This is a genomic window from Aliiglaciecola sp. CAU 1673 (assembly GCF_029223185.1).
Classification (GTDB): domain Bacteria; phylum Pseudomonadota; class Gammaproteobacteria; order Enterobacterales; family Alteromonadaceae; genus Bowmanella.
This window is the reverse complement of the sequence record NZ_JARHUG010000006.1, coordinates 216805-242000: the sequence shown is the minus strand read 5'-3', so window position 1 is coordinate 242000 and position 25196 is coordinate 216805. Positions and strand designations below refer to the sequence as shown.

Below are 25196 nucleotides of genomic sequence, written 5' to 3'. Positions count from 1 at the left end.
GGTGCCGGCTTTCTTCTCGGCCGCTGCACGCCACTGGTATATTTGAGCGCCGTGTAAGCCCAGTTCTCTGGCCGCTTTGGCCACACCGATTTTCCCGGCCAGTCGCAGGGCTTCTGCTTTAAAATTCTTCGCCGTGGCGTTTACGGGATCTGGATTCTTTTGTCATGCTTCACCTCGATTGCGATTCTATCGCTTAACGAGGTGTCCAGTCTTGTTGGTATGGATCAATAGGTAGCGGGTGTCGGTCTATGTGCTATACGGCGTGTAAAGCGACAGCTGTCGTCTATGTTCCCTGACCGGATTCTTGCCTGCCTTGGTCAAATCTTTGTATCGTCACTGTATTTCACGTCTTGTCCATTTTCCAGCTTTTTCAACGACGGCCTGGAATTGCGTCATATGGAAGTATGAACTATACATTAACTGTATTTATATACAGCTATATTCTGCGAGGTTATAACCATGGCTAAAGGCGATCTAAAACGACAGTTTCACGAAGCCATTAAGCTTCGGCATTACGCGCAAAAAACGGAGAAAACCTACTGGCATTGGATTTGTGTTTACCTACGTTTTCACAAGATGGCACATCCTGCAGAGCATGGTGTACCTGAAGTTGAGCGATTTTTGAGTTTTCTGGCAGTAAAACGCAATGTATCTCCCGCCACTCAATCTATCGCCCTCAATGCCTTGCTGTTTTTGTTTAAAGCGGTACTGAATCGTCCTTTAGAGGGTATTAATGCCGTTCGCGCCAAGCCCCGGCAAAAACTGCCTGTAGTCCTGACTCGCCAGGATGTGCAGAAGTTGATTGGTTGTATGTCCGGCCAATTGTCTCTTATGGCCAAAATCATGTACGGCTGTGGACTGCGTCTAAGTGAGTGTTTGCGTCTTCGTGTTGGCGACCTGGATTTTGTGCATAGCAGCATAGTGATACACAACGGTAAAGGGGCGAAAGATCGCGTTACATTGATGCCATCGATGCTAAAGATAGAGCTTGGTAAGCAGATTGACCGGGTGCGTATCCAACACCGGGCCGATTTGGAAAAGGGATCTGGTTTAGTGAATATGCCCTACGCGCTAGCCCGAAAGTATCCTAACTCGGCCAAGAGCTTAAGCTTTCAGTTTCTGTTTCCCTCAGACAACCTTTCAACCGATCCTGATGATGGCCTGTTGAAGCGCCATCATATTCATGAGAAAACGCTTCAGCGTGCAGTCAAAAAAGCGGTCATAGCGTCAGGTGTGAATGAATTGGCGACTTGCCATACCTTGCGTCACTCCTTTGCCACCCACCTACTGGAACAGGGTACAGATTTGCGTACTATTCAGGAGCTGTTGGGTCATAGCGATATTAAAACTACGCAAATCTACACCCATGTTCTGGGCCGTCACCATGCGGGGGTAATGAGTCCGGTGGATGCGCTTCTGGGCAATAGCGTTGGTGAACCTGTCTCCTCATATCAGGCTGCATAAAAAGGCGACCAATGCCCAGATTAATAGTAATAACGGCAGGAAATAATAGTAACTGCCGTTTCTTCTATGGCATAAACCAGTCGGTTGGTGTCATCGATTCGTGAGGAGTGAGGAGTGAGGAGTGAGGAGTGAGGAGTGAAGAATAGTTACAAGGTTTATGAGTAAAAACTGACTCCCTCCTCTCTGTGCCCTCTGTGTCTCGGTGGTAAAAAACAAAAAAGGCGACCAGTTGGTCGCCCTTTTTCTACTCGAACCTCGCAGCTCGTAGCTCGTAGCCAGCTTTTACCAGCCGGTACGCTCGCGTAGTGCCTTGCCGATATCGGCCAGTGAACGCACAGTGGTTACACCAGCGTCTTGCAGGGCCTTGAATTTCTCATCGGCGGTGCCTTTACCACCAGAGATGATGGCACCGGCGTGGCCCATACGCTTACCTGGAGGAGCAGTCACACCAGCGATGTAGGACACTACTGGCTTGGTGACGTTTTCCTTGATAAAGGCAGCGGCTTCTTCTTCGGCAGAGCCACCGATTTCACCGATCATGATGATGGCTTCGGTCTGTGGATCGTCCTGGAACAATTTCAGGATGTCGATGAAGTTAGAGCCAGGGATCGGGTCGCCACCGATACCTACGCAGGTAGACTGGCCGAAGCCTTCGTCTGTGGTCTGCTTAACCGCTTCATAGGTCAGGGTGCCAGAGCGTGACACGATACCCACCTTGCCAGGCTTGTGGATATGACCAGGCATGATGCCGATCTTGCACTCGCCGGGGGTGATCACACCCGGGCAGTTTGGACCGATCATGCGTACGCCTTTCTGGGTGATGTACTCTTTCACGAACAGCATATCCATAGTGGGAATGCCTTCGGTGATACAGACGATAAGCTCGATGCCGGCATCGGCTGCTTCGATGATGGAGTCTTTACAGAAAGGCGCCGGTACGTAAATCACAGAGGCAGTGGCGCCGGTGGCGGCAACGGCTTCTTTTACGGTATCAAATACAGGCAGACCTAAATGCGTGGTGCCGCCTTTACCTGGGGTTACACCGCCAACCATTTGCGTGCCATAGGCCAGCGCCTGCTCAGAGTGGAAGGTGCCCTGTCCGCCGGTGAAACCCTGGCAGATAACCTTGGTATTTTTGTTAATCAATACGCTCATTTTGCACCTCCGGCGGCAGCTACCACTTTCTGCGCAGCGTCGGTCAGGCTGGTAGCAGCGATGATATTCAATTCACATTCTTCCAGTTTCTTGGCGCCAAGCTCAGCGTTGTTGCCTTCAAGGCGAACCACAACCGGCACGTTTACGCCTACTTCTTCCACGGCGCCGATGATGCCTTCGGCAATCATGTCGCAGCGTACGATACCGCCGAAGATGTTAACCAGAACCGCCTGTACATTGGCGTCAGAGAGGATGATCTTGAATGCTTCGGTCACGCGCTCTTTGGTCGCGCCGCCGCCCACATCCAGGAAGTTGGCAGGCTGGCCACCGTGCAGTTTGACGATGTCCATGGTACCCATGGCAAGGCCAGCACCGTTAACCATACAACCGATGTTACCTTCCAGAGCTACGTAGTTCAGCTCCCACTTGGCAGCACGGGATTCACGCTCATCTTCCTGAGACGGGTCGTGCATGTCGCGCAGCTTGGGCTGACGGTACATGGCGTTGGAGTCGATCACTAGCTTGGCATCCAGGCAGTGCAGGTTGCCGTCGGTCTTGATCACCAGCGGGTTGATCTCAATCAGGGCAACGTCCAGATCAACGAACATCTTGGCCAGGCCCAGGAAGATGTTAGTGAATTGCTTGATCTGTGCGCCTTCAAGGCCCAGTTTAAAGGCGATTTCACGGGCCTGGTAAGGCTGTGCGCCGACCAGTGGATCGATGGCAGCCTTGAGGATCTTCTCAGGGGTTTCTTCTGCCACTTTCTCGATTTCTACACCACCTTCGGTAGAAGCCATAAACACCACGCGACGGGTAGAACGGTCAACAACCGCACCCAGATAAAGCTCTTTGTCGATGTCGGTGCAGGATTCCACCAGGATCTTGTTGACCGGCTGACCATGCTCGTCAGTCTGGTAGGTCACCAGGTTTTTACCCAACCAATGCTGAGCAAATTGACGGATTTCGTCTTTGGTCTTGACCAGCTTCACACCGCCAGCCTTGCCGCGGCCACCGGCGTGGACCTGGCACTTGACTACCCACTGGTTTCCACCGATGCGCTCAGCCGCTTCTACTGCGGCCTGTGGCGTATCGGCTGCATACCCTTCGGAAACGGGTAAGCCGTATTCGGCAAATAGTTGTTTGCCCTGATATTCATGCAAGTTCATGGCGTTTTTTCCGTTTTTTTGCTGTGATAACACTGCGTTTGCAGTTTTAATCGCCGGCCCCGGTGTCTCTATGGAAACAGCGGTGCCGGCGCCTATCTGTCCCCCGGCGAACCGGGGCGTACTGATGAAATTAAACGTCCAGCAGCAGACGCGTTGGATCTTCCAGAAGCTCCTTGACGGTAACCAGGAAGCCCACTGACTCTTTGCCGTCGATGATACGGTGATCATAAGACAGCGCCAGGTACATCATTGGCAGGATCTCAATCTTGCCGTCCACCACCATGGGGCGGTCCTGGATCTTGTGCATGCCCAGGATGGCGCTTTGTGGTGGGTTGATGATGGGGGTAGACAGCAGCGAACCAAACACACCACCATTGGTGATAGTGAAGTTACCGCCTTGCAGGTCGGCCATCGCCAACTTGCCGTCACGGCCTTTAATGGCCAAATCTTTGATGCCCTTTTCCACATCGGCGACCGACAACTGGTCACAGTCGCGCAGCACAGGCGTTACCAGACCACGTGGTGTGGACACGGCAATGCTGATATCAAAGTAGTTGTGATAGCAAATATCGTCGCCATCAATGGAAGCATTCACTTCAGGGAAGCGCTTCAGGGCTTCGGTGACGGCTTTCACGTAGAAAGACATAAAGCCAAGGCGAATACCGTGACGCTTCTCAAACACATCCTGGTATTGCTTACGCAGGTCCATAATCGGCTTCATGTTAACTTCATTGAAAGTGGTCAACATGGCCGTGCTGTTCCTGGCTTCCAGCAGACGGGTGGCAATTGTCTTACGCAGACGGGTCATGGGCACGCGCTTCTCGGTACGCTCAGCCATACCGGATACTGCAGGTGCGGCAGCAGTGGCTGGCGCCGGTGCAGCGGCAGGCTTATCGCCGCCTTTCAGATGCTTCTCGACATCTTCTTTGGTAATACGGCCATTTTTACCGGTACCCTTGATTTTTGCAGGGTCAACACCTTTCTCGGCCAGCAGGCGACGCACAGAGGGGCTCAGTGCATCGCTGTCATCGCTTGATTCTTCTTTGCCGCTGTCATTGCTGTCGGATTTCTCTTGCGCCTTGGCTGCACCGGCACCGGCCTTAAACTTAGCGATCACCTGCTCGGCGCTAACGGTGGCGCCTTCTTCGGCCAGGATCTCTTCCAGCGCGCCATCGGCGGGCGCGACCACTTCGAGTACGACTTTGTCGGTTTCGATATCGACCAGGTTCTGGTCACGGGAGACTTGCTCGCCTGGCTTCACATGCCAAGTGGCCACGGTGGCGTCCGCTACCGACTCCGGCAATACGGGTACTTTGATTTCCACAGTTTCACCTTTGCTACTGTCACTGGATGACTTGGATGGTTTGTCTTCGGCGTCATCAGACTTGGAGGCTGATTTTTCCTCTCCATTGCCCTTACTGTCGCCCTTGCTGCTGCCCTCACTCAGGGTCGCAATTACTTCTTCAGCCTTAACGGTGGCGCCTTCGCCCTGACGGATCTCACCCATTACGCCATCGGCAGGGGCAACCACTTCCAGCACCACTTTGTCGGTCTCAATATCAACTAAGTGCTGGTCTCGGGAAACCTTATCACCCTCGGCCACATGCCAGGTGGCAATGGTGGCGTCGGCTACGGATTCGGGCAGGACCGGGACTTTTATTTCTATGCTCATGCTGTTCCCTTATTTAGTCTGTAAGGCATCGTCAACCAGCGCTTTCTGCTGCTGGTTGTGAATTGAGATATAGCCAACCGCCGGCGCAGAGGAAGCGGCGCGGCCTGCGTAGCTGAGCTTCGCCCCGGAAGGGATGGAGGCCCAGAAGTGATGCTGGCTGCAATACCAGGCGCCCTGGTTTTGCGGCTCTTCCTGGCACCATACCCAATCCTTCACATGGCTAAAGGGCTTAAGCACCTCTTCAATCTCTTTGTGCGGGAAAGGATACAGCTGTTCGATACGGATGATGGCCACATCATCCTGTTCGTTCTTGCGGCGCTGATCGAGCAGATCGTAGTAAACTTTGCCGGAGCACAGCACCACTTTTTTAACATTGGCCGGATTAATATCGTCAATCTCGCCAATTACGTTTTTGAAAACGCCTTCTGCCAGCTCTTCCAGCGAAGACACTGCCAGCGGATGACGCAGCAATGACTTAGGCGACATCACAATCAGTGGGCGGCGCATCGGACGGATCATCTGACGACGCAGCATATGAAATACCTGCGCTGGCGTTGACGGTACACAGACCTGCCAGTTGTGATCGGCGCATAGTTGCAGGAAACGCTCGAGACGGGCCGAGCTATGCTCTGGTCCCTGCCCTTCGTAGCCATGGGGCAACAACAGGGTCAGGCCGCATAAACGTCCCCACTTGTGCTCGCCGGAACACAGGAATTGGTCAATCACTACCTGGGCACCGTTGGCGAAGTCACCAAACTGGGCTTCCCAAATGGTCAAACAGCCGGGTTCGGCAGTGGAATAACCATATTCGAAGGCCATTGCCGCTTCTTCAGACAATACCGAGTCATAAATTTCGATAGAGCCCTGTTCTTCACTAATATGCTGCAATGGCATAAAAGTGCTGGCGTCTTTTTGGTTGTGCATCACCGCATGGCGGTGGAAGAAGGTACCACGGCCAGAATCCTGTCCGGTCAGACGGATACGACTACCACGCTCGACAATGCTGGCATAGGCCAGGGTTTCGGCCATACCCCAATCCAGCGGCTTTTCGCCGGCGATCATGGTTTTACGATCTTCATACAGCTTGTTAACCCGCGAATGCAGCTCGAAATCTTCAGGATAGCTGCACAGCTTTTCGCCCAGTTCACGCAGTTTATCTACGGAAATGCTGCCGTCATAGGCGGCATCCCAGTCATGGCCAAGGTAAGGTGACCAGTCCACCGAATGCTCGGTCATCGGGCGCCATTCTTCAACCACACAGGCGCCGTGATCCAAAGCGGCACGATAGTCGTTAACCAACTTGTCAGCGTCATGAGACTGTATAATGCCTTCTGCAACCAGCTGCTCGGCATAAATTTCACGGGGTACCGGATGCTTTTTAATCTTCTGGTACATCAGTGGCTGAGTGGCATTGGGCTCATCAGCTTCGTTGTGTCCATGACGACGGTAGCAAACCAGGTCAATCACCACATCGCGCTTAAAGGTATTGCGATAATCCATGGCCAGTTTGGTGACAAATACCACGGCTTCGGGGTCGTCTGAATTCACATGGAAAATCGGCGCCTGTACCATCTTGGCGATGTCGGTACAGTATTGCGTGGAGCGCACGTCTTCGGTCTTGGACGTGGTAAAGCCAACCTGGTTGTTGATAACGATGCGCACCGTACCGCCGACTTTAAAGCCACGGGTCTGCGACATGTTAAAGGTTTCCTGCACCACGCCTTGTCCGGCGATGGCAGAGTCACCGTGGATAGTCACCGGCACCACTGACGAGCCGTCTTTGCAGCCACGTCTGTCCTGACGGGCACGTACCGAACCCATCACCACCGGGTTAACGATTTCCAGGTGAGATGGGTTAAAGGCCAGCGCCAAATGCACGTTGCCGCCCGGGGTAGCAAAGTCAGAAGAATAACCGGCATGATACTTCACATCGCCTGAGCCCAATGACTCATCATGTTTGCCGGAGAATTCATCAAAGAGTACGGAGGGGTTTTTACCCAGTACGTTAACCAACACGTTTAAGCGGCCACGGTGGGCCATGCCGATCACCACTTCTTTGGCACCGTTGGTACCGGCGTGGGTGATCAGGTTCTTGAGCATGGGAATAAGGGCATCGCCTCCTTCCAGTGAGAAGCGCTTGGCACCCGGGAACTTGGAGCCTAAGTATTTTTCCATGCCGTCAGCTGCGACCAGGCCTTTAAGAATACTGACCTTGGTGTCACGGTCGAATTCAGGCTTGGCCTGCACCGATTCGATACGCTGCTGGATCCAGCGTTTCTGCTCGGTATTGGTAATATGCATGTATTCGGCGCCGATGCTGCCGCAATAGGTGCGGTTCAGCGACTTAAACAGCTCGCCCAAGGGCATGCTGTCCTGACCGATGGCATAGGAGCCTACGTTAAATACGCTGTCGAAGTCTTTTTCAGACAGTTCGTGGTGCGACAGTTCCAGATCACGCACTCGCTCCTGCTTCCACAGCCCGAGCGGGTCGAGATTGGCATGCTGATGACCGCGGAAGCGATAGGCATTGATCAGCTGCAGTACTTTGACCTGTCTGTCGTCAGAAGGGGCACTGGCGGCCACCGCCTTGGCTACGCGGCTCATGGGCCCAAGTTTGGCCATCGTGCGGAACTGGTCGCGGATAACGCTGTGCTTGGATTCCAGCTCAACGCCGTCCACCTTGGGTAAATGGTCAAAAATGTCGCGCCACTCTTGTGACACGCTTTGGGGATCGTCGAGATATGCTTCGTAGACTTCTTCTACGTAAGCAGCGTTACCACCAGCCATGTGGGACGATTCCCACCATGCTTTCATCACGCTTTCTAGCATTTTTGTCCCTTAATCGAAAAGACAGGTAGTTAAAATACAAAAAATAGCCACCCCTAGCGGATGGCTATTTAGCAAAAACATAACAAGCCGCGCCAGGCGCGGCTATTACACTAAACAGCCCGTTGCAATAGCATAGACTTGATCTGACCAATCGCCTTGGTCGGGTTCAAGCCTTTGGGGCAAACACTCACGCAGTTCATAATACCGTGACAACGGAACACACTGAAGGCGTCATCCAAATCATTCAGACGCTCTTCGGTGGCGGTGTCGCGGCTGTCAGCCAGGAAGCGGTAGGCATGCAGCAAACCGGCCGGGCCGATGAACTTGTCCGGATTCCACCAGAATGACGGACAGGACGTGGAGCAGCAGGCACAGAGTATACACTCATACAGGCCATCCAGCTTTTCACGCTCTTGTGGTGATTGCAGGAATTCGCGGGCCGGTGGCTGCTTGCTGTCGTTGATCAGGAACGGCTTGATCTTCTCGTACTGGGTGTAGAACTGGGTCATATCGACGACCAGGTCACGCACCACAGGCAGACCAGGCAATGGACGGATCACAATCTTGCCGCCTTTAAGGGCAGACAAAGGCGTGATACAGGCCAGGCCATTCTTACCATTCATGTTCAAACCGTCTGAGCCGCACACACCTTCACGGCAGGAACGACGAAACGCCAGCGTAGGGTCTTGCTCTTTCAGTTGGATAAGTGCATCCAGCACCATCATGTCACGGCCGTCTTCCGCTTCCAGCTGATAATCCTGCATCCGAGGTGCACTATCGACATCAGGATTGTAACGATAAATTGAAAAATTCAATTTCATCTAAATCATGCTCCTCTTAGTAAGTCCGAGTCTTGGGCGGGAAGGCCTCACGAAGCTTGGGTGTCATGTTCACCGCACGCTTGGTCATAGACTCGCTCTGTGGACGATAAATGGAATGGCACAACCAGTTGTCGTCATCCCGGTCGGGATAATCGAAGCGGCTGTGGGCGCCACGGCTTTCGGTACGGAAGTTAGCCGCAACCGCAGTGGCATATGCTGTTTCCATCAGGTTATCCAGCTCAAGACATTCGATACGCTGGGTATTGAAGTCGCTGCTCTTGTCGTCCAGACGAGCATGTTGCAGACGTTCACGGATTTCCTTCAGTTCAGCCAGGCCCTGGGCCATGGCGTCACCTTCACGGAATACCGAGAAGTTAAGCTGCATACATTTCTGCATGTCTTTCTTAATCTGTACCGGATCTTCGCCCTTGCCCACTTCGGAGTTTTCCCAACGATTGAAACGGGCCAGCGCCGCTTCCAGATCAGAGGCAGAGGCATCACGGCTTGGCGCTTGCTCACTCAGGGCCTTGCCCAGATGCAGGCCGGTAGCACGACCAAACACCACCAGATCAAGCAGAGAATTGCCGCCCAGGCGGTTGGCGCCATGCACCGAAACGCAGGCGATTTCGCCGCAGGCAAACAGACCGTTGATCAGTTTCTCGTTACCGTTTTCGTCGATACCGATGGCCTGACCGTCTACGTTAGTAGGAATACCACCCATCATATAGTGACAGGTCGGAATAACCGGAATCGGCTCTTTGACCGGATCCACGTGAGCAAAGGTACGGGACAGCTCACAAATTCCCGGCAGGCGTGATTCCAGCACCTCTTTACCCAGGTGATCCAGCTTCAGTTTGATATGCACGCCCCATGGACCTTCACAGCCGCGACCTTCGCGGATTTCGGTCATCATGGAACGGGCAACAACGTCACGACCGGCCAGGTCTTTGGCGTTGGGCGCATAACGCTCCATAAAGCGCTCGCCGTCTTTGTTTAGGAGGTAACCGCCTTCACCACGGCAACCTTCGGTGACCAGCACCCCGGCACCGGCGATACCGGTGGGGTGGAATTGCCACATTTCCATGTCCTGCAGCGGCACTCCGGCACGCAGGGCCATACCGACGCCGTCACCGGTATTGATGTGGGCGTTAGTGGTAGAAGCATAGATACGACCCGCACCACCGGTGGCCAGCACCACGGCTTTGGATTTGAAGTACACTACTTCGCCGGTTTCGATATCGATAGCAGTACAGCCGACGACGTCACCGTCCTGGTTCTTGACCAGATCCAGTGCATACCACTCGGAAAATACTTTGGTGCGATTCTTCACGTTTTGCTGGTACAGCAGGTGCAGCAGGGCGTGACCTGTACGGTCAGCAGCCGCTGCCGTGCGGGCGGCTTGCTCGCCACCGAAATTCTTGGACTGACCACCAAAAGGACGCTGGTACACACGGCCGTTCTCGAAACGGGAGAAAGGCAGGCCCATGTTTTCCAGCTCGATAATGGCTTCCGGACCGGTCTTACACATATATTCGATAGCGTCCTGGTCACCGATATAGTCGGAGCCTTTGACGGTATCGTACATGTGCCATTCCCAGTTATCGTCGTGAGCATTGCCCAATGCTACGGTGATACCGCCTTGAGCAGATACCGTGTGCGAACGTGTTGGGAATACCTTGGATAACAAGGCACAGGATTTACCGGATTGAGAGATTTGTAAGGCGGCGCGCATACCTGCACCACCGGCGCCGATCACGACGGCATCAAATTCATGTACTGGAATACTCACTTACACACCCCACAGAACAAACAGGCCCACAGCAACGTAGGCGAAAGCAATCAGATTCAATGCGTACTGAATCAGCCCCCTGGCGCCGGCAGGCTTGACGTAGTCAGTCAGCACTTGCCACAGGCCGATGCGCACGTGAATCATGATGGATACCAGCGCAGCCAGAGTGAACACCTTCATGCCCAGGCCGGAGAAAAGTCCCTGCCAGACATCAAAGGTAATGCTTGGGGTAGTGATAAAAAACCATGCCATGTACAGCCCAAAAGCGGCAATGATCACGGCGGTGGTGCGCAGCGAGATGTAATCCTGCACACCGTCTCGTTTAAGACTTGCTTGATTGGTTACCATAGTACAACTCCCACCACGACAGTCAGTACAACCCACAAGGCGATAATGGCCTTAGCGCTGTTGTTGCCGGACTGCAATTCTTCCCAATGTCCCATGTCCATCACCATATGGCGCAAACCGCCCAGCAGGTGATAAGTGAAGGCTGATACGGTGCCGATGGCGATGAGTTTACCCACCCAACCCTGCATGCACTCAGCCACCATGGCGAACCCTTCGGCAGAGGATACTGATACCGCCCAAGCCCAGATCACGAAGAGCAAGGCAAAAAACATGGCGACACCTGTTACCCGGTGAAGGATGGAGGAGACGGCGGAAGGAGGAAAACTAATCGTATTGAGTTGTAAATTTACTGGTCTTTGTTTCTTCACGATTTGTTGCCCATTAAATCCTGGCGTAAATCCCTCAGGGGGCACGCCCATGGATTGCAGTTACATCGTCGCTAACCTGGCATTGCGCCAGACTAACACTCGTTGAATTCAAGCTGTCTTTTTGTTGCGACCGGGTGTGGGCATTTGTTAAAAAAATGCTACAAACACCGCTACTTAAACGTCGCAAAGTATATCCAGCCATAGACATAATTACAATTTTTGTTATCTCTTTCAGGTGGAATTATCCCCCCTGCACAACGGCTTACGTAGGGTGCAAAAATTTGGTTGTATTCAAATTGCACTTTAGTCGAAGGGAAAACTGAACTTTAGTGGCATGGATATCCGTATTTCTCGCATTAAAATTGACTTGCTGCGCTATTCTCAGTACAAATAGCCGCAAATTTTTAAACGCCTGTGTGAATTTCTCCTACTTCGTTTAACAAGTGACCGGCCCGTTTTTGCGCCGGGGAGAGTTCCCTGCACCACCAGAAGCAATCTGAAGGAGAGCATCTTATGGCAGAAAATAAAGCCATCTTGAAGGTAGGCGAGAAGGAAATCGAACTTCCCATTTTATCCGGAACCGCTGGTCATGACGTGATCGACGTTCGCAGCCTGGGAGCCAATGGATATTTTACGTTCGACCCCGGTTTTATGGCCACTGGCTCCTGTGAGTCCGCCATTACCTATATAGACGGCGAAAAAGGCGTGCTGCTGCACCGCGGCTTCTCCATTGAAGAATTGGCCCGTGATGCCGAGTACCTGGAAGTCTGCTACATGCTGCTGCATGGTGATGCCCCTTCAGCCGAAGAATACGCATCGTTCAAGAACACCATCACTCGTCACACCATGATCCATGATCAGGTGAACAACTTCTTCCGTGGTTTCCGCCGTGACGCCCACCCCATGGCGATGCTGTGCGGTACCGTCGGCGCCTTGTCTTCTTTTTATCATGACGATCTGGATATTTCCGATGAAGCACAGCGTCTGCGCAGTGCCTATCGTCTGGTCGCCAAGATGCCGACACTGGTGGCCATGTGCTTCAAGTACAACATCGGTCAGCCGTTCGTTTATCCTCGTAACGACAAATCCTACGCCGAAAACTTCCTGAATATGATGTTCTCGGTGCCGGCCGAGGAATATAAAGCCAGTAAGGCCGTTATCCGGGCCATGGATCGTATCTTTACCCTGCACGCGGACCATGAGCAAAACGCCTCTACCAGTACCGTGCGTCTGGCCGGCTCATCGGGTGCCAACCCTTATGCCTGTATTGCTGCCGGCGTGGCCTCTTTGTGGGGACCAGCCCATGGTGGTGCCAACGAAGCGTGCCTGAACATGCTCGAAGAAATTGGTTCGGTGGATCGTATTCCGGAGTTTATCGCCCGCGCCAAAGACAAGAACGATTCTTTCCGTTTGATGGGCTTTGGTCATCGCGTTTACAAGAACTACGACCCACGCGCCACCGTAATGCGTGAAAGCTGCCACGAAGTGTTGGCCGAGCTGAATATCAAGGATCCATTGCTGGATGTGGCCATGGAGCTTGAGCGTATTGCGCTGTCCGACCCCTACTTCAAAGAGAAGAAGCTGTTCCCTAACGTGGACTTCTACTCCGGCATTATCCTGAAGGCTATTGGCATTCCAACCAATATGTTCACTTGTATCTTTGCCCTGGCCCGTACCGTGGGCTGGATCTCTCATTGGCATGAAATGCTGAGCCAACCGGGACAGAAGATTGGCCGTCCGCGCCAGCTTTATACCGGCCACGACCAGCGTAAATACACGCCAATCAGCAAGAAATAAGCATAAAGAAAAACCGCCTCAGGGCGGTTTTTCTTTACCTGGCTTAGCGCTAAGCCAGCCTGGCTTGATGGTTTTGCTCTTTAGCCATAGCGGGTCGGTTAAAGCACAACTCTGCAATGATTAGATTGGGTAACCAACAGGCCCAGGCGATCACCACGTAAGCAGTTTCAAAATCCAGCTGTAACACGCCTAAGGCCAGGCCAAGGTAAAGACGCAGTGTCACTGCGGCTAAAGTCAGGGCATAGCTGCGCACCATCCACTGCCGATGTACGCTGAAATTGCCTTTTCTTGCTTCTTGATAGCCACGATAACTGGTGTACAGCCACAATATGGCGAGCAGGCTAAACCCAGTGACACTTACTATCCCCCCTTGGGCCTGCAACGACATGATCAATGCTGCGGTCCCACTGATTAAAATGCTGAGCAGGTATAATTTGCCCAGATTCCTGTGCAAAACGGGGAGTTTCAGACGTAGCCAGGATAAAAACTGCAGCGCGCCACAAACCAATGCGGTGGCCCCAAAAATAAAGTGAAAATAGTAACGCAACTGCCCAGAGAGCATCCCTTCACGCAGAAATCCCGGAGCATTTTCAGGGTGCATGGCCAATGAAATACTGTAATAGGCGACGGCCACTGCGGCCAATAGCATCAATAACCAGGCACAATACTTAAACATCACTCGCATCGATTCTACTCACTGTTCTTTTGTTTTAAATACTGACTTCTTAGCGCAATATTCAGACCAATCAATTTCCACCAAGAAAAAAAACAATAAGCCCTTACTTTTCAATGCTTTGAATTGCATCTTGAATGACAATGATAGCCAATAGTAATGCGACAACACTGATAAAGTATGACTTTTCGCTACTTTATCGCTTTTTTAGCCACTCACCACAGTATCTTGTGACAGGATCGCTTCCGCGCTTAGAAATGTTAACGCCTCACCTTGTTAATATTGCCAACTGTAACAAAGGGTTAATAGCACCCGTTTTCATCCCGAAAAGCCTGTCGATGACCGCACAGCCATGGTATTTTCGCCGCGCTCAATTAGCATAAACTGCAAATAAATTTACCCCACGCCCAGGAATCCCCATGCAATTAACCAAAGTCAGCTTGAAGCACCCTGCAGCCATGCTGGTGATCGTGGCGCTGATAATGATTTTTGGCCTGATTGCAATATTCAAATTACCCATTCAGCTGATCCCCGACATTGATCAGCCACAAATCAATATCGGCACTGGCTGGCGCAGCGCGGCACCGGAAGAAATGGAGTCTGTGATCTTAGAGCCCCTGGAAAACGCGGTGAAGAACACCCCCGGGGTCACCGACATCACCACCAATATTCAGCGCGGCTTTGGCAATATCACCCTCACCTTCGAGGTGGGCACCGATATGCAAAAAGCAATGCTGGATGTGATCAACGGTTTAAACCAAGCTCCCCCCTTGCCACTCGATGCCTTTGAGCCGGTGGTCTCAGCAGGTGGTGGGCGTAATGGCCCTAATGCCGCCTCACTGCTGGTGCGCACCGCACCAGGCAATGACGCCGAAGATATTGCCCAGTATCAGAAGATAATTGAAGATGTGGTTGAGCCCAGACTGGCGCGCATTCCTGGCGTGGCAGCGGTCAATCTTAACAGCCAGCGTCCGCGTGAAATCCGTATCAGCTTCGACCCTTATAAAGCCGCCGCCCTGGGCGTTTCTATCAATAACATCAGCCGCGCCATCGCCGGCTCGGCCGATGTCTCAGGTGGCTTTGCCGAAGTAGGCAGACGTCAGTACACCGTGCGCTTTGCCGGGCAATACGATATTCACAATATGGGGGATATGATCATTGCTCACAGTGGTGACAGACCGGTGTATCTGCACGATATTGCCACCGTTGAAGACACCTTAGTGGACAGATTTGGTTTTACCCTTCGCGATGGGGCCCCTGCCTACTACATCACCATCAACCGCTCCCACGATGCCAATAACGTGGCCCTGATGGATGACATTAACAAAGCCATCAAAGAACTGAATGACGGCGCACTGGCCGAGCATGCCCTGCAAATTGACTTAAGCTTCGACTCTTCCGTACATATTCGCAATGCCATTACACTGGTGAAAAGTAACCTCGGATTGGGCGTTGCCCTGGCGCTGGGTATTCTGTGGGCCTTTTTACGCAGCTGGCGGGCCACCGCCATTATTGCCCTGACCATCCCCTTCTCGGTGATGGTGGCGTTTTTGGCCTTAAGTGCTCTGGGCCGCTCGCTTAATGTCATCTCCCTGGCCGGCATCGCCTTTGCCGTAGGCCTGGTGCTGGATGCGGCGATTATCGTGCAAGAAAACATCGTGCGCCTGCGCAATGACAATCCGTCAGACAACAAGGCAGTGCTCAAAGGTGCGCTTCAGGTAGCCGGTGCACTTTTTGCCTCTACGGCCACCAGTGTCGCCATTTTCCTGCCCATTTTGTTTATGGAAGGTATTGAGGGGCAGCTTTTCTCGGATTTGGCATTAACCCTGTCGGTGGCGGTAATTGCCTCTTTTGTGGCGGCCATCACGGTGTTACCGCTGGCCAGCAAGTACTGGCTGCAATCCGATCAAAGCAGCGATCCCTTCGTGCAGTATTGGCACAAGCTAACCGCTTTGGTCATGGGTTTAACCAATAGCCAATTTAAGCGCCTAAGTTGGATTGGCGGACTGCTGGGGATCTCTTGTTTGGTGACATTGAGTCTGTTGCCCAGAACCGACTTTATGCCGCGCGCCCCCATCGATGGTTTCTTTTATTCTTTTAGCCTGCCGCCTGGTGGCAGCGTCGATTTTCTAGAAACAGAACTGGCCAGTCGGGTTAAAGAGCGCATGCTGCCTTATCTTGATGGCAGTAAATTGCCCAAAATTAAAAGCTACAACTTCTATTCCTTCGGTCCCGGCGCCAGCGGCGGTTTTGTCTATGCCGATGATCCGACGGCCGTTGAAGAATTGATGAATGTAGTGCGCACCGAAGTACTCTCTGGCCTGCCTGATACCCAAGTTTTCTTATTCCGCGGCTCTATGATTAATGTGACTGGCGGCGGTAACGGACGCTCCATCAATATCGATATTCAGGGGCCCGATATCGAAGCCTTACTGGACGCCGCCTCTGCTGGTCTTGGTACTATCCAAAGCGCCTTACCCGGCATCAGCGCGCAGCCGGTGCCAGGTTTGGACATGGCTGAACCGGAGCTGCGTCTCATCCCCGATGACAGACGCATTGGCCAGGCAGGCCTGGACCGAGGACAAGTAGCCAATATGGTGCGCGCCATGGCCAGCGGTTTGTTTGTCTCAGAATACTTCGACGGCAACGATCGCATGAACGTGATTTTACGCGCCAATCGCTGGCACAGCCCTGAAGAGTTGGCGGCTTTACCCGTCTTTACCCCGGCAGCTGGGATCCAAACCCTGGGCGAACTGGCCCGGGTGGAGCGTACCGTAGGGCCCAGCCAGCTTCGTCGCGTCAACGGCAAGCGCACTATCAGCCTGGTCGTCAATCCACCGGAAAACCTGTCTCTGGAAGAAGCCATGGCGGAGATTAATGAGCAGGTGCTGCCGGCCATTCGTGCAGCCTTACCGCCAAATGCCAGTGTCCAGGTCAGCGGCAATGCCAACCGTATGAACCAGGCCATTGTTGAGATGGGCCAAAACTTCCTGTTAGCACTGTTGATCCTGTTCTTACTGATGACAGCGCTGTTTAAGTCCGCCAAAGACAGCCTACTGGTATTAACCGTAATGCCTTTGGCACTCGCCGGTGGGGTGCTGAGTTTATGGGTGTTGAACCTCTTCACCTTCCAGTCATTGGATCTGCTGACCATGATCGGCTTTATCATCTTGCTCGGTTTGGTGGTCAATAACGCTATCTTACTGGTTGATCAAACCCGCTATGCCGAGCGCGCAGGGTTGCCCCGTCAGCAAGCTGTGGCACAAGCCGTGCTCATTCGCGCCCGGCCGGTGTATATGAGCACCCTGACCAGCTTGTTCGGCATGCTGCCGTTGATGCTGATGCCCGGCGTCGGTTCAGAGATTTACCGCGGACTGGCCACGGTGATAGTGGGAGGCATGACCATCAGCGCCTTATGTACTCTGGTATTGCTCCCTGCCCTTTTACGGCTGGGCGAAGCCGATGAGTTGGCAGCAAACGAATCCAATGCGCTTGTCGCACAGTCCAATTAGGAGAACCAATATGCGAGCCCAGATTATTTCAAGTCTGTTGCTGCTAACCAGCATAAGTAGCATGGCGCAGTCAGCTGAGCCGCCGGCCGGGCCACCGCCAAGTCCGGTAAGGGTTGGCGAAGTAGAAATGCAGGAATTTATACCCACCGTTGACATGGTCGGCAGCATCTACAGCCAGCGCAATGTGCAGCTTACGGCCGGCGTACAAGGAAGATTGGATTGGGTAGCAGAGCCTGGGACCTTTTTGCATCAGGGCGAAACCGTTGCCAAGGTCGATGATATTCCACTGACTTTGCAACAGGCCGAACAGCAGGCACAAATAAAGCGTGCCAGTATCAACCTCAAGTACCTGGAGCGTGAGTTGCAGCGTCTCAAAGAGTTACGTCAGAGCAACAGTGCTTCGGCGTTTCAGTTGGATCAGACGCAATCCCAATATGATCTGGCCCAAGCTGATCTGGAGATTGCCAAGTTAAAATTGGCGCAAATCGAGGATCAGTTAAGCCGTACTAAGGTACTGGCGCCCTTTGATGGGGTTATAACTGAACGTCAGCGTGAGGCCGGTGGTGATGTGAATCGTGGGGAAAACCTGGTCACCATGCTGGACACAGAAAACCTTGAGGGGCGCATCTACGTGCCGGTGAAATATCTGCCCTTTATTCGCCAAGGCAAAGAGATTCTGGTTAAGGCCAATGGCCTGCAAAGCTACGCCACTGTCAAAGCCATTATTCCGGCCGCCGATATGCGCTCTCAATCCTTCGAACTGCGAGTCAGTCTCTCTGCCGACAGTTTGTCGCAATGGACTGCTGGACAGCTGGTCACTGCCAGCTTGCCCATTCAGGATGCTAAGCAGGTGCTGACCGTGCATCGTGATGCCCTTATTCTTCGCCGTGACGGCACTTATGTGGTGGTCATCGACAAAGAGAATCGGGCCAGACGCGAGAAAGTACAGGTAGGCGATGGCCATTTAGACAGGGTGGGTGTCTCGGCGCAAAGCCTTAAAGCAGGCGATCGGGTAGCCACCCGCGGTGCAGAGCGTTTGCAGGATGGTCAGTTGGTGAGTATTCATAGCGGCTGATAGATTTTTTGCCCCAAGGAAGGTTAAGCTATCAACGCAGTTTCTTGCCAAACGGGATCCCATGGCACGCCCTGTCAAATGGACAGTCTTTTTTCTGTTGTTCACACTGGTTTCAGCCGCTATTGCCTGGAATCAGCGTGTTCCATTGCTGCGAGCCTGGGGCAATGCCTATCTCAAAGAGCAAGGCTATCGCATTGGTTGCCTGAGTATTGAGTTGGCATGGCCTTTGACCCTGAAGCTGCCCCGCCTTTGCCTGATTTCAGATAGTCTGGATGTACAGGCCGAAGATCTTGTTTATGTGCCTGGTGACAATCAGTTGTCCATCAATAAGCTTGCCATCAACCATAAACGCAGCCTGGTTTACATTCCCTCTGAACAAAGCAACAACAACGCCTGGCAATGGCAACTGCCGGCAGTACTTCCCTCAGTGCGAATTGCCGACTTACATATAGACAGTTTCTGGCTTAAGAATCCCCTTCAGTTGAAATTGGCTTTGGATAGCAATTTGCTAAACATTGAGGGTGACTGGCAAGCCGAACTGCAACTTTCCGACGGACGCGCCCAAGGCGAGTTAGACTGGCAACCGGCTCTGCTGCAAGACAGTTTAAACCTGCCCATGACCCTGCCCGATTGGTTAGCACAAAGTCATATTATCAGCCGTTTTGATCTCGATGGTCCGAGGATTTACACCCGTCACAAGGTGAATATCAGCGGCCCGTTGAACCTCTCGCTCTCAGATAAAGAACAGTGCAACACTTATTTGGTCGCCCACGGCGAGTTTGGCCTGAGCCTGGATATTGTGATGCAGAGCGCCATTATCGATTTCAGCCAGCTACCATTAACCTTTCAGGCACTTTCCTGCGATGGCATCGCCAAAGAGTATATTCCCGAGCAGCTGAATCTGGTGTTTCAGCGGGATATCAACCTGACACCGCACCTGATATCGACGTCTTTGGTGGAAATCAATGACGCAGCACTATGGCAAGGAAAACTTTTCCTGAATAACGTACAACTGCTGCAAGGCAGTGAGTTGTCACTGGACTACCAACTTAGCCTCAACCACAAAACCTATGGACAATTGCAATCAGAAGGACGAGTGGATTGGCACCCCGACGGTTATCTGCTGCAAGGCATGGATAACCGCTTTTCGCTGGCCAGGTTTATAGACGCGGACTTGACCTTGCAGACACTGCAAAGCCAGTTCACCTTTCAGATGGAGCAGGTGCAAGGTTTGCAGCTTGATGCCGAACTCATCATTGGCAATGTCAGTCACAAAAACCTCGTTCTGGAAGCCCTTAGCAGTCAAATAAGTGTTGTCAGCAAAGATCTCAAGCGTTTTATCCTTAATCACCAAAGTAAGGTGGCTAAGGCCGTATCCGGGGATATTCAGCTGAATACCATTCAGCATAAGGGACAGGTAGATGGTGATATCTCCGGCAAACTGCAAATCAGTGGGCAGACCGAACTCGCGTCTGCAGATATACCCTCTGTTAACTTACAAGGCATCAAGATCAGCCACAAAGGCACGGTGCAATCCTCTTCTGCGCTCAAATTCGGCCATCAGGTGATGTTGCCCTCGGGTTTAACCTTTGATGTGGCACAAAATTCTCGTCAGTTGGCGTTGACCTTACCGGTGCAATCAGCCCTGCGGCTCAACAATATCATCGCCAGGACCTGGCCACAGGCCAAACTGACAGGCGGCAACCTGGCGGCTTATGTGGAGTACACATTGAGCAATGACAGCCTCAATGGTCATATCAAGCTGGATAACCTGGCGATGCAATACGGCGACTACAAGCTAACCGGAGTGAGCCTGGCGCCACAATTTACCTTTAGTTCAGATAGCCTTCAGGTGATGCCTGACAAGATAAACATAAAGCATGCTGACACGGGTATCGAATTGAACGAGATAGTAGCCACATTCGCCAGTCTAAACGGGGAATTGCTGCTCAGCGACATCCGCGGCAATGTGTTTGACGGCCAGTTTTTACTGGATAACGTCGTCCTGAAACCCGAACCACAGAAAGTCATGCTGACCCTGGAAAACCTCGATAGCGCCAAAATACTTGCCCTGCAGGCACAATCAGGCATCGATGTTCAAGGACGGATTGAGGGCAGCTTGCCACTCACCATCAGTGCATCGGGTGCCCTCATCGACAAAGGTAAGGTCAAAAATAGCGGGCCAGGATACCTGCGCATTCAGAACAATGCGGCCTTTGAAAGTCTGAAAGCCAGTCAGCCGCAAATGGATAGCGCACTGGGTTTGTTACAGGACCTACAATTCTCTCAACTGACCGGCGATGTCAGCCTTGCAGAAGATGGCTGGCTGGATCTGGCCATGAACATCAAAGGACGTAACCCCACAAAGAAACAGGACATAAACTTTAACTATACTCACCAGGAAAATATCCTTACTCTGCTCAAGGCATTGCGTCTCGGTGAGTCGGTCAAACAAAAAGTGCAACAAGGGATAAAATGAAATACCTAACCCCCCTGATAGCCTGCTTAATGCTGGCCGCCTGTACCCATACGGTACAAGTAGAAACTAAAGAACCCATCACCATTAACCTGAATGTGAAAATCGATCATGAAATCCGTGTCAAAGTGGACAAGGAACTGGATCAACTGTTCAGCGAAGACAGCGACTTATTCTAAGGAGTACTCATATGAAAAAGCGTATTAGCCTGTTGATTGCCTTGTTGTTCAGTAGTTTTCTGGCCTTTGCCCTGGAATTAGATCAGGCCAAGGACCAAGGATTGGTGGGTGAACAGCCCGATGGTTACCTGGGGGTGATCAAAGCCTCTAAAGACGTCCAGGCGCTGGTCAATGACATCAACGCCAAGCGCAAGGAAAAGTATCTGGAATTGGCCAACCAAAACAACCTGCAACTTTCACAAGTGGAAGCACTGGCGGGTAAGAAAGCGGTAGAGAAAACCCAGACAGGTCACTATGTAAAGATGGGTGATGACTGGATCAAGAAGTAATTCCTCCCTTACGTTTCACGCACCGCGTCAATAGTTATCTGCAAATAAATATAAGCCACCGCCGGACTTGAAATCCGGCGATTTTCACTTATTTTGAAGTCCGCAAGGCACTGACACTTTTTTGAGGATTAGCATGTTTGAATGGATAGCCAGTCCCGAAGCCTGGATTGCCCTGGCCACCTTAATGGCGCTGGAAATCGTACTGGGCATCGATAACATTATTTTCATTTCAATTCTGGTCGGCCGCTTGCCCCCCGAGCAACGGGAAAAAGCCCGTAAATTGGGGATCTCCCTGGCCATGCTTTCACGATTGGCCTTACTTTTCGGTATAACCTGGGTGATGGGCCTGACCCAAACCTGGTTTTCCATGTTTGGTAACGAAATTTCCGGCCGGGATGTGATCCTGATCCTCGGAGGATTATTCCTGCTGGCCAAGTCTACCCATGAGATCCATAACAGTCTCGAAGGGGAAGAGGATGCCCAAGGCCTGGGCGGCGCAGCCAATTTCGGCGCCATCTTGATACAGATAGCCATCCTCGATATTGTCTTTTCGCTGGACTCGGTGATTACCGCGGTGGGCTTAGTCGATCATCTGTCGATTATGGTGATTGCGGTATTGGCCTCGGTATTGGTGATGCTGTTTGCCGCAAAATCCATCGGTGACTTTGTTGATGCCCATCCAACCATCAAGATGCTGGCGCTCTCCTTTTTGATTATGGTCGGCTTTACTCTGGTTATCGAAGGCTTCGATGTGCATGTACCCAAGGGCTACATCTACTTTGCCATGGCCTTCTCGATAGCAGTGGAAATGCTCAATATACGCCTACGCAAAAAGCGCAGTGATGCGGTGCAACTGCGTAAGTCTATTACGGAATAATAGCTGTCTATGGAACTGAATATTCTGATTACGCTGGGGTTGGTGGTACTGTATTTTATCACCCGCACCATCTTATATTTTGTGGTTCGCAAGTTGCTGGATGCCAAGGACGCCCCCATGCAGCGCAAGGCCATGGTCAAAAAATTTCTGACCACCGTGCATTTGGGGGCATACCTGTTTGCCGGACTGCTGGTGTTCGGCATCGACTACGCCAATCTGATGGTGTTCTTGTCGTCCACTTTTGCGGTGCTTGGTGTCGCGTTATTTGCCCAGTGGTCGATACTCTCTAATATCACGGCGGGTGTGCTGATTTTTTTCAATTTCCCCTACCGTGTAGGTGACCATATAAAGGTCATTAATAAAGACTTCGATATCAGTGGGGTGATTGAGGAAATCTCCACCTTTCACGTGCTGATTAAAAAATCTGATGGTGATCTTATTACCTACCCCAACAGCATGATCCTGCAAGTGCCGGTGATCCTGCTGGCAAATGGTGAGAGCAAGGTCAAACCGGAGCAAATTGAAAGTGACTGAAATGCTGCCACCACTTAGCGAACGCATCGCTCTGGGTGTATTTCCAACCCCCTTGTCTCCCTTGCGGCGCCTGAGCGAACACTTGGGTGGTCCATCCATCTGGATAAAGCGCGATGACTTAAGTGGTCTCGCCTTGGGTGGCAACAAAGTCAGAAAATTGGAGTATTTGCTGCAAAACGCCCTGACTGAAGGGGCAGACACGCTGATTACCGCCGGCGCTATTCAATCCAATCACTGCCGTCAGACAGCGGCAGCCGCTGCCAGTTTGGGACTGGAATGCCATCTGGTGTTAGGTGGTTACGCACCGCCCCTGCTTCAAGGTAATTTACTGCTCGATTCGCTGTTTGGCGCCCATCTGCACTTTGCCGGCAGTAAGCGTAAAGGCGAAGATATCCCGGCCCTGGCCGAATCGCTTATCGCGGCGGGTAAAAGGCCATATGTGGTGCCTTATGGCGGCTCAAATAAGCTTGGAGCATTGGGCTTTGCCAATGCGCTGGTCGAACTATGCCGCCAAACTCAAGAACCCTTCAGCCATATTGTGTTTGCCTCCAGCTCCGGCGGTACCCATGCTGGCTTGTTGGCCGCCGCAAAATGGATGGCCCTGCCCACTCAGATTTTAGGCATTCGCATCGACAAAGAGGAAAATAACGGAAGCCCTTTCCAACAACAGCTTTTATCCCTGTCTCAGGATGTGCTGACGGACCTGGAGCCATTGGCCAATCTAAGCGCTGAAGACATCGTTCTCAACGAGGACTATTTGGGGCAAGGTTATGGCGTGATGGGTGAGCCTGAACAGGAAGCCATCTCGCTGATGGCAAGTTTAGAAGGGATCCTGCTTGATCCGGTATACACTGGCCGGGCCATGGCGGGTTTACTGGATCTAGTGCAAAAGGGACATTTTTCTGCTGAGGACAAAATACTGTTCTGGCATACTGGGGGGGCTCCAGCCATCTTTGCATATGCAGATGAATGGGCTGCAAACAGACATCTATAATGGGGTTGTGCGAATTTGGGGTTTTGCAAACATCAGCAAATATCTTGGAAAAGCCTGGCTTTCTGTTCAATGCTGCTTAATACGCATTTGTATGCTGATGAGATGGCCGAACAGGTGGTGATTGCACTCAACACTATCCCCGACATTCTAGAATACAAGAACTCTCAGGCCCCCTATTCAAAGCTGCTCAACCGGCTGAGTAGCAAAATTCAAGATAGAATGGTGTTTCACTACTATCCGGCCGTCAGAGCAGCCAAAGCCTTTAATGAAGAAGAGTCAGATTGCCTATTTCCCGGAAGCACCATGGCCGCAGAGAATGAACAGCCCCGGATTCAAAGCCAGCCTGTAAACTATGCCAAAGCATTTTTTTCTCTCCTTCTCCCCTGCTCCCCTCTTCGCTCCTCAGCGAAGCCACTCCGCAACTAACTATCGCTTTTCGCAGGGGGAACTCATTTGGCAATACCTTACACAAATTGGAACGGCATTCATTAATAGAAGTCTCTAACGATGAACAAAGCTTTGGCATGCTCAAAAGCGGGAGGGTAGACGCCGTATTGGCCTACTTGCCCGATGTCCGCCCACAACTTAAGCAGTTAAAAGGCTTGCAATTCGATGCCCAAAACCCCTTTTATGTGCAAGATGACAGCTTCTTGTGCCACCCGTCAAAAAAAAACAGATAAATTTACAAGGAATATCAATAAGATACTATTCGAAATGCGTCAAAGCGGTGAACTGAAAGCAGCACTCGGAGAGGCCTATTTAGCCCCTTGATCTGTCAGCCATCGATTGCCCTTGCTTTAAGGAAAGGGCTTAGCCCACTGACGAATTTCGGCAATTTCCTCCTCGGGTATTTGCAAGAACTCCAAAAATTCCTGATGAGCTTCAGGCTCCATCATTTCAAACTGCTTATGCCAATTGGCCATGGCTTCCTCATCCAGGCCAGAAGCCCGCATGATTTCCGTCCAACGCTCTTTGGTGATCATCACTGCTCTCCACTGTTGAGTGCCTGCATCAGGTGTAGCACAACTTCAACAATTCTCATCTGTACAGACCTCTTTATCCTTAGCCCTTTGCGCACACTTTCTTACAAATGCACCTTACGGCGCAGGCCTTGGACTGCGCTACCCTATATAGATGA

At 52.0% G+C, this 25196-nt stretch carries 21 protein-coding genes and 2 pseudogenes; 11 read left to right on the top strand and 12 right to left on the bottom strand.

Going from position 1 to position 25196, the window contains the following annotated elements:
- Positions 1–123 (bottom strand): annotated as a pseudogene (locus P2G88_RS08025) (transposase); the annotation flags it as partial.
- A 336-nt stretch (positions 124–459) separates the two neighbouring features.
- On the opposite strand from P2G88_RS08025, the gene P2G88_RS08020 reads away from it, so the two are divergent.
- Entirely contained in the window at positions 460–1464 is a 1005-nt protein-coding gene (locus P2G88_RS08020) for an integron integrase (protein ID WP_275795323.1), read from the top strand.
- Positions 1465–1484: 20 nt separating this feature from the next.
- Here the strand turns inward: P2G88_RS08020 and P2G88_RS08015 are convergent.
- The 9 genes and pseudogenes from P2G88_RS08015 to sdhC form a co-directional block, all read right to left on the bottom strand.
- Positions 1485–1571, bottom strand: a pseudogene (locus P2G88_RS08015) (type II toxin-antitoxin system YoeB family toxin); the annotation flags it as partial.
- 175 nt (positions 1572–1746) lie between these two features.
- Complete coding sequence (gene sucD, locus P2G88_RS08010) at positions 1747–2619, bottom strand: succinate--CoA ligase subunit alpha (protein ID WP_275795322.1); 873 nt, start codon at positions 2617–2619, stop codon at positions 1747–1749.
- Positions 2616–3785, bottom strand: a complete 1170-nt coding sequence (sucC, locus tag P2G88_RS08005) for an ADP-forming succinate--CoA ligase subunit beta (RefSeq protein ID WP_275795321.1) — start codon at positions 3783–3785, stop codon at positions 2616–2618. Before sucC ends, sucD begins: the two co-directional genes overlap by 4 nt.
- Before the next feature lie 130 nt (positions 3786–3915).
- Positions 3916–5457, bottom strand: coding sequence for a 2-oxoglutarate dehydrogenase complex dihydrolipoyllysine-residue succinyltransferase (gene odhB / locus P2G88_RS08000; protein ID WP_275795320.1), 1542 nt, complete (start codon positions 5455–5457; stop codon positions 3916–3918).
- A gap of 9 nt (positions 5458–5466) precedes the next feature.
- Positions 5467–8286 carry a 2-oxoglutarate dehydrogenase E1 component gene (locus tag P2G88_RS07995; RefSeq protein WP_275795319.1) on the bottom strand — a complete coding sequence of 940 codons (2820 nt, stop codon included), beginning with the start codon at positions 8284–8286 and terminating at the stop codon, positions 5467–5469.
- A 110-nt stretch (positions 8287–8396) separates the two neighbouring features.
- A complete protein-coding gene (locus P2G88_RS07990) occupies positions 8397–9107 on the bottom strand; it encodes a succinate dehydrogenase iron-sulfur subunit (protein WP_275795318.1) in 711 nt (236 codons plus the stop codon).
- A gap of 16 nt (positions 9108–9123) precedes the next feature.
- A complete protein-coding gene (gene sdhA, locus P2G88_RS07985; RefSeq protein ID WP_275795317.1) occupies positions 9124–10896 on the bottom strand; it encodes a succinate dehydrogenase flavoprotein subunit in 1773 nt (590 codons plus the stop codon).
- On the bottom strand, positions 10897–11244 hold the full coding sequence (sdhD, locus tag P2G88_RS07980; protein WP_275795316.1) for a succinate dehydrogenase, hydrophobic membrane anchor protein: 348 nt from the start codon (positions 11242–11244) through the stop codon (positions 10897–10899).
- Positions 11238–11612, bottom strand: a complete 375-nt coding sequence (gene sdhC / locus P2G88_RS07975; RefSeq protein WP_275795331.1) for a succinate dehydrogenase, cytochrome b556 subunit — start codon at positions 11610–11612, stop codon at positions 11238–11240. Before sdhC ends, sdhD begins: the two co-directional genes overlap by 7 nt.
- Before the next feature lie 513 nt (positions 11613–12125).
- Here sdhC and P2G88_RS07970 point away from each other — a divergent pair.
- A complete protein-coding gene (locus tag P2G88_RS07970; RefSeq protein ID WP_275795315.1) occupies positions 12126–13409 on the top strand; it encodes a citrate synthase in 1284 nt (427 codons plus the stop codon).
- A 49-nt stretch (positions 13410–13458) separates the two neighbouring features.
- Here P2G88_RS07970 and P2G88_RS07965 read toward each other — a convergent pair whose 3' ends face one another.
- On the bottom strand, positions 13459–14094 hold the full coding sequence (locus tag P2G88_RS07965; RefSeq protein WP_275795314.1) for a DUF2306 domain-containing protein: 636 nt from the start codon (positions 14092–14094) through the stop codon (positions 13459–13461).
- 407 nt (positions 14095–14501) lie between these two features.
- Between P2G88_RS07965 and P2G88_RS07960 the strand changes: the two genes are divergently transcribed.
- From P2G88_RS07960 to P2G88_RS07920, 9 genes are all read left to right on the top strand, one after another.
- Positions 14502–17594: an efflux RND transporter permease subunit gene (locus P2G88_RS07960; protein WP_275795313.1), complete on the top strand. Its 3093-nt coding sequence runs from the start codon at positions 14502–14504 to the stop codon at positions 17592–17594.
- A gap of 10 nt (positions 17595–17604) precedes the next feature.
- Positions 17605–18669 carry an efflux RND transporter periplasmic adaptor subunit gene (locus tag P2G88_RS07955; protein WP_275795312.1) on the top strand — a complete coding sequence of 355 codons (1065 nt, stop codon included), beginning with the start codon at positions 17605–17607 and terminating at the stop codon, positions 18667–18669.
- Between the two features lie 61 nt (positions 18670–18730).
- Positions 18731–21148, top strand: a complete 2418-nt coding sequence (locus P2G88_RS07950) for a YdbH domain-containing protein (RefSeq protein WP_275795311.1) — start codon at positions 18731–18733, stop codon at positions 21146–21148.
- On the top strand, positions 21145–21324 hold the full coding sequence (locus P2G88_RS07945) for a YnbE family lipoprotein (RefSeq protein WP_275795310.1): 180 nt from the start codon (positions 21145–21147) through the stop codon (positions 21322–21324). The genes P2G88_RS07950 and P2G88_RS07945 overlap by 4 nt, the downstream gene beginning before the upstream one ends.
- A gap of 11 nt (positions 21325–21335) precedes the next feature.
- Complete coding sequence (locus P2G88_RS07940; RefSeq protein WP_275795309.1) at positions 21336–21653, top strand: YdbL family protein; 318 nt, start codon at positions 21336–21338, stop codon at positions 21651–21653.
- Between the two features lie 133 nt (positions 21654–21786).
- Positions 21787–22530 carry a TerC family protein gene (locus tag P2G88_RS07935; RefSeq protein ID WP_275795308.1) on the top strand — a complete coding sequence of 248 codons (744 nt, stop codon included), beginning with the start codon at positions 21787–21789 and terminating at the stop codon, positions 22528–22530.
- Positions 22531–22539: 9 nt separating this feature from the next.
- Positions 22540–23064 (top strand): mechanosensitive ion channel family protein, encoded by a 525-nt coding sequence (locus tag P2G88_RS07930; protein ID WP_275795307.1) that lies wholly within the window; start codon positions 22540–22542, stop codon positions 23062–23064.
- Entirely contained in the window at positions 23057–24058 is a 1002-nt protein-coding gene (locus tag P2G88_RS07925) for a D-cysteine desulfhydrase family protein (protein WP_345798879.1), read from the top strand. Before P2G88_RS07930 ends, P2G88_RS07925 begins: the two co-directional genes overlap by 8 nt.
- Positions 24059–24127: 69 nt before the next feature.
- A complete protein-coding gene (locus tag P2G88_RS07920; protein ID WP_275795306.1) occupies positions 24128–24484 on the top strand; it encodes a hypothetical protein in 357 nt (118 codons plus the stop codon).
- Positions 24485–24855: 371 nt separating this feature from the next.
- Here the strand turns inward: P2G88_RS07920 and P2G88_RS07915 are convergent, their stop codons facing one another.
- Positions 24856–25041: a hypothetical protein gene (locus P2G88_RS07915; protein ID WP_275795304.1), complete on the bottom strand. Its 186-nt coding sequence runs from the start codon at positions 25039–25041 to the stop codon at positions 24856–24858.
- Positions 25042–25196 lie beyond the last annotated feature (155 nt).

What these genes read in the sequence shown, in the direction of transcription:
- P2G88_RS07970 (WP_275795315.1), top strand. Translation starts at nt 12,126, where the DNA reads ATGGCAGAAAATAAAGCCATCTTGAAGGTAGGCGAGAAGGAAATCGAA.
- P2G88_RS07995 (WP_275795319.1), bottom strand. Translation starts at nt 8,286, where the DNA reads ATGCTAGAAAGCGTGATGAAAGCATGGTGGGAATCGTCCCACATGGCT.
- P2G88_RS07915 (WP_275795304.1), bottom strand. Translation starts at nt 25,041, where the DNA reads ATGATCACCAAAGAGCGTTGGACGGAAATCATGCGGGCTTCTGGCCTG.
- sucD (WP_275795322.1), bottom strand. Translation starts at nt 2,619, where the DNA reads ATGAGCGTATTGATTAACAAAAATACCAAGGTTATCTGCCAGGGTTTC.
- P2G88_RS07990 (WP_275795318.1), bottom strand. Translation starts at nt 9,107, where the DNA reads ATGAAATTGAATTTTTCAATTTATCGTTACAATCCTGATGTCGATAGT.
- P2G88_RS07960 (WP_275795313.1), top strand. Translation starts at nt 14,502, where the DNA reads ATGCAATTAACCAAAGTCAGCTTGAAGCACCCTGCAGCCATGCTGGTG.
- sucC (WP_275795321.1), bottom strand. Translation starts at nt 3,785, where the DNA reads ATGAACTTGCATGAATATCAGGGCAAACAACTATTTGCCGAATACGGC.
- P2G88_RS07945 (WP_275795310.1), top strand. Translation starts at nt 21,145, where the DNA reads ATGAAATACCTAACCCCCCTGATAGCCTGCTTAATGCTGGCCGCCTGT.
- P2G88_RS08020 (WP_275795323.1), top strand. Translation starts at nt 460, where the DNA reads ATGGCTAAAGGCGATCTAAAACGACAGTTTCACGAAGCCATTAAGCTT.
- P2G88_RS07930 (WP_275795307.1), top strand. Translation starts at nt 22,540, where the DNA reads ATGGAACTGAATATTCTGATTACGCTGGGGTTGGTGGTACTGTATTTT.
- P2G88_RS07935 (WP_275795308.1), top strand. Translation starts at nt 21,787, where the DNA reads ATGTTTGAATGGATAGCCAGTCCCGAAGCCTGGATTGCCCTGGCCACC.
- sdhD (WP_275795316.1), bottom strand. Translation starts at nt 11,244, where the DNA reads ATGGTAACCAATCAAGCAAGTCTTAAACGAGACGGTGTGCAGGATTAC.
- P2G88_RS07940 (WP_275795309.1), top strand. Translation starts at nt 21,336, where the DNA reads ATGAAAAAGCGTATTAGCCTGTTGATTGCCTTGTTGTTCAGTAGTTTT.
- P2G88_RS07955 (WP_275795312.1), top strand. Translation starts at nt 17,605, where the DNA reads ATGCGAGCCCAGATTATTTCAAGTCTGTTGCTGCTAACCAGCATAAGT.
- P2G88_RS07950 (WP_275795311.1), top strand. Translation starts at nt 18,731, where the DNA reads ATGGCACGCCCTGTCAAATGGACAGTCTTTTTTCTGTTGTTCACACTG.
- odhB (WP_275795320.1), bottom strand. Translation starts at nt 5,457, where the DNA reads ATGAGCATAGAAATAAAAGTCCCGGTCCTGCCCGAATCCGTAGCCGAC.
- P2G88_RS07965 (WP_275795314.1), bottom strand. Translation starts at nt 14,094, where the DNA reads ATGCGAGTGATGTTTAAGTATTGTGCCTGGTTATTGATGCTATTGGCC.
- P2G88_RS07920 (WP_275795306.1), top strand. Translation starts at nt 24,128, where the DNA reads ATGCTGCTTAATACGCATTTGTATGCTGATGAGATGGCCGAACAGGTG.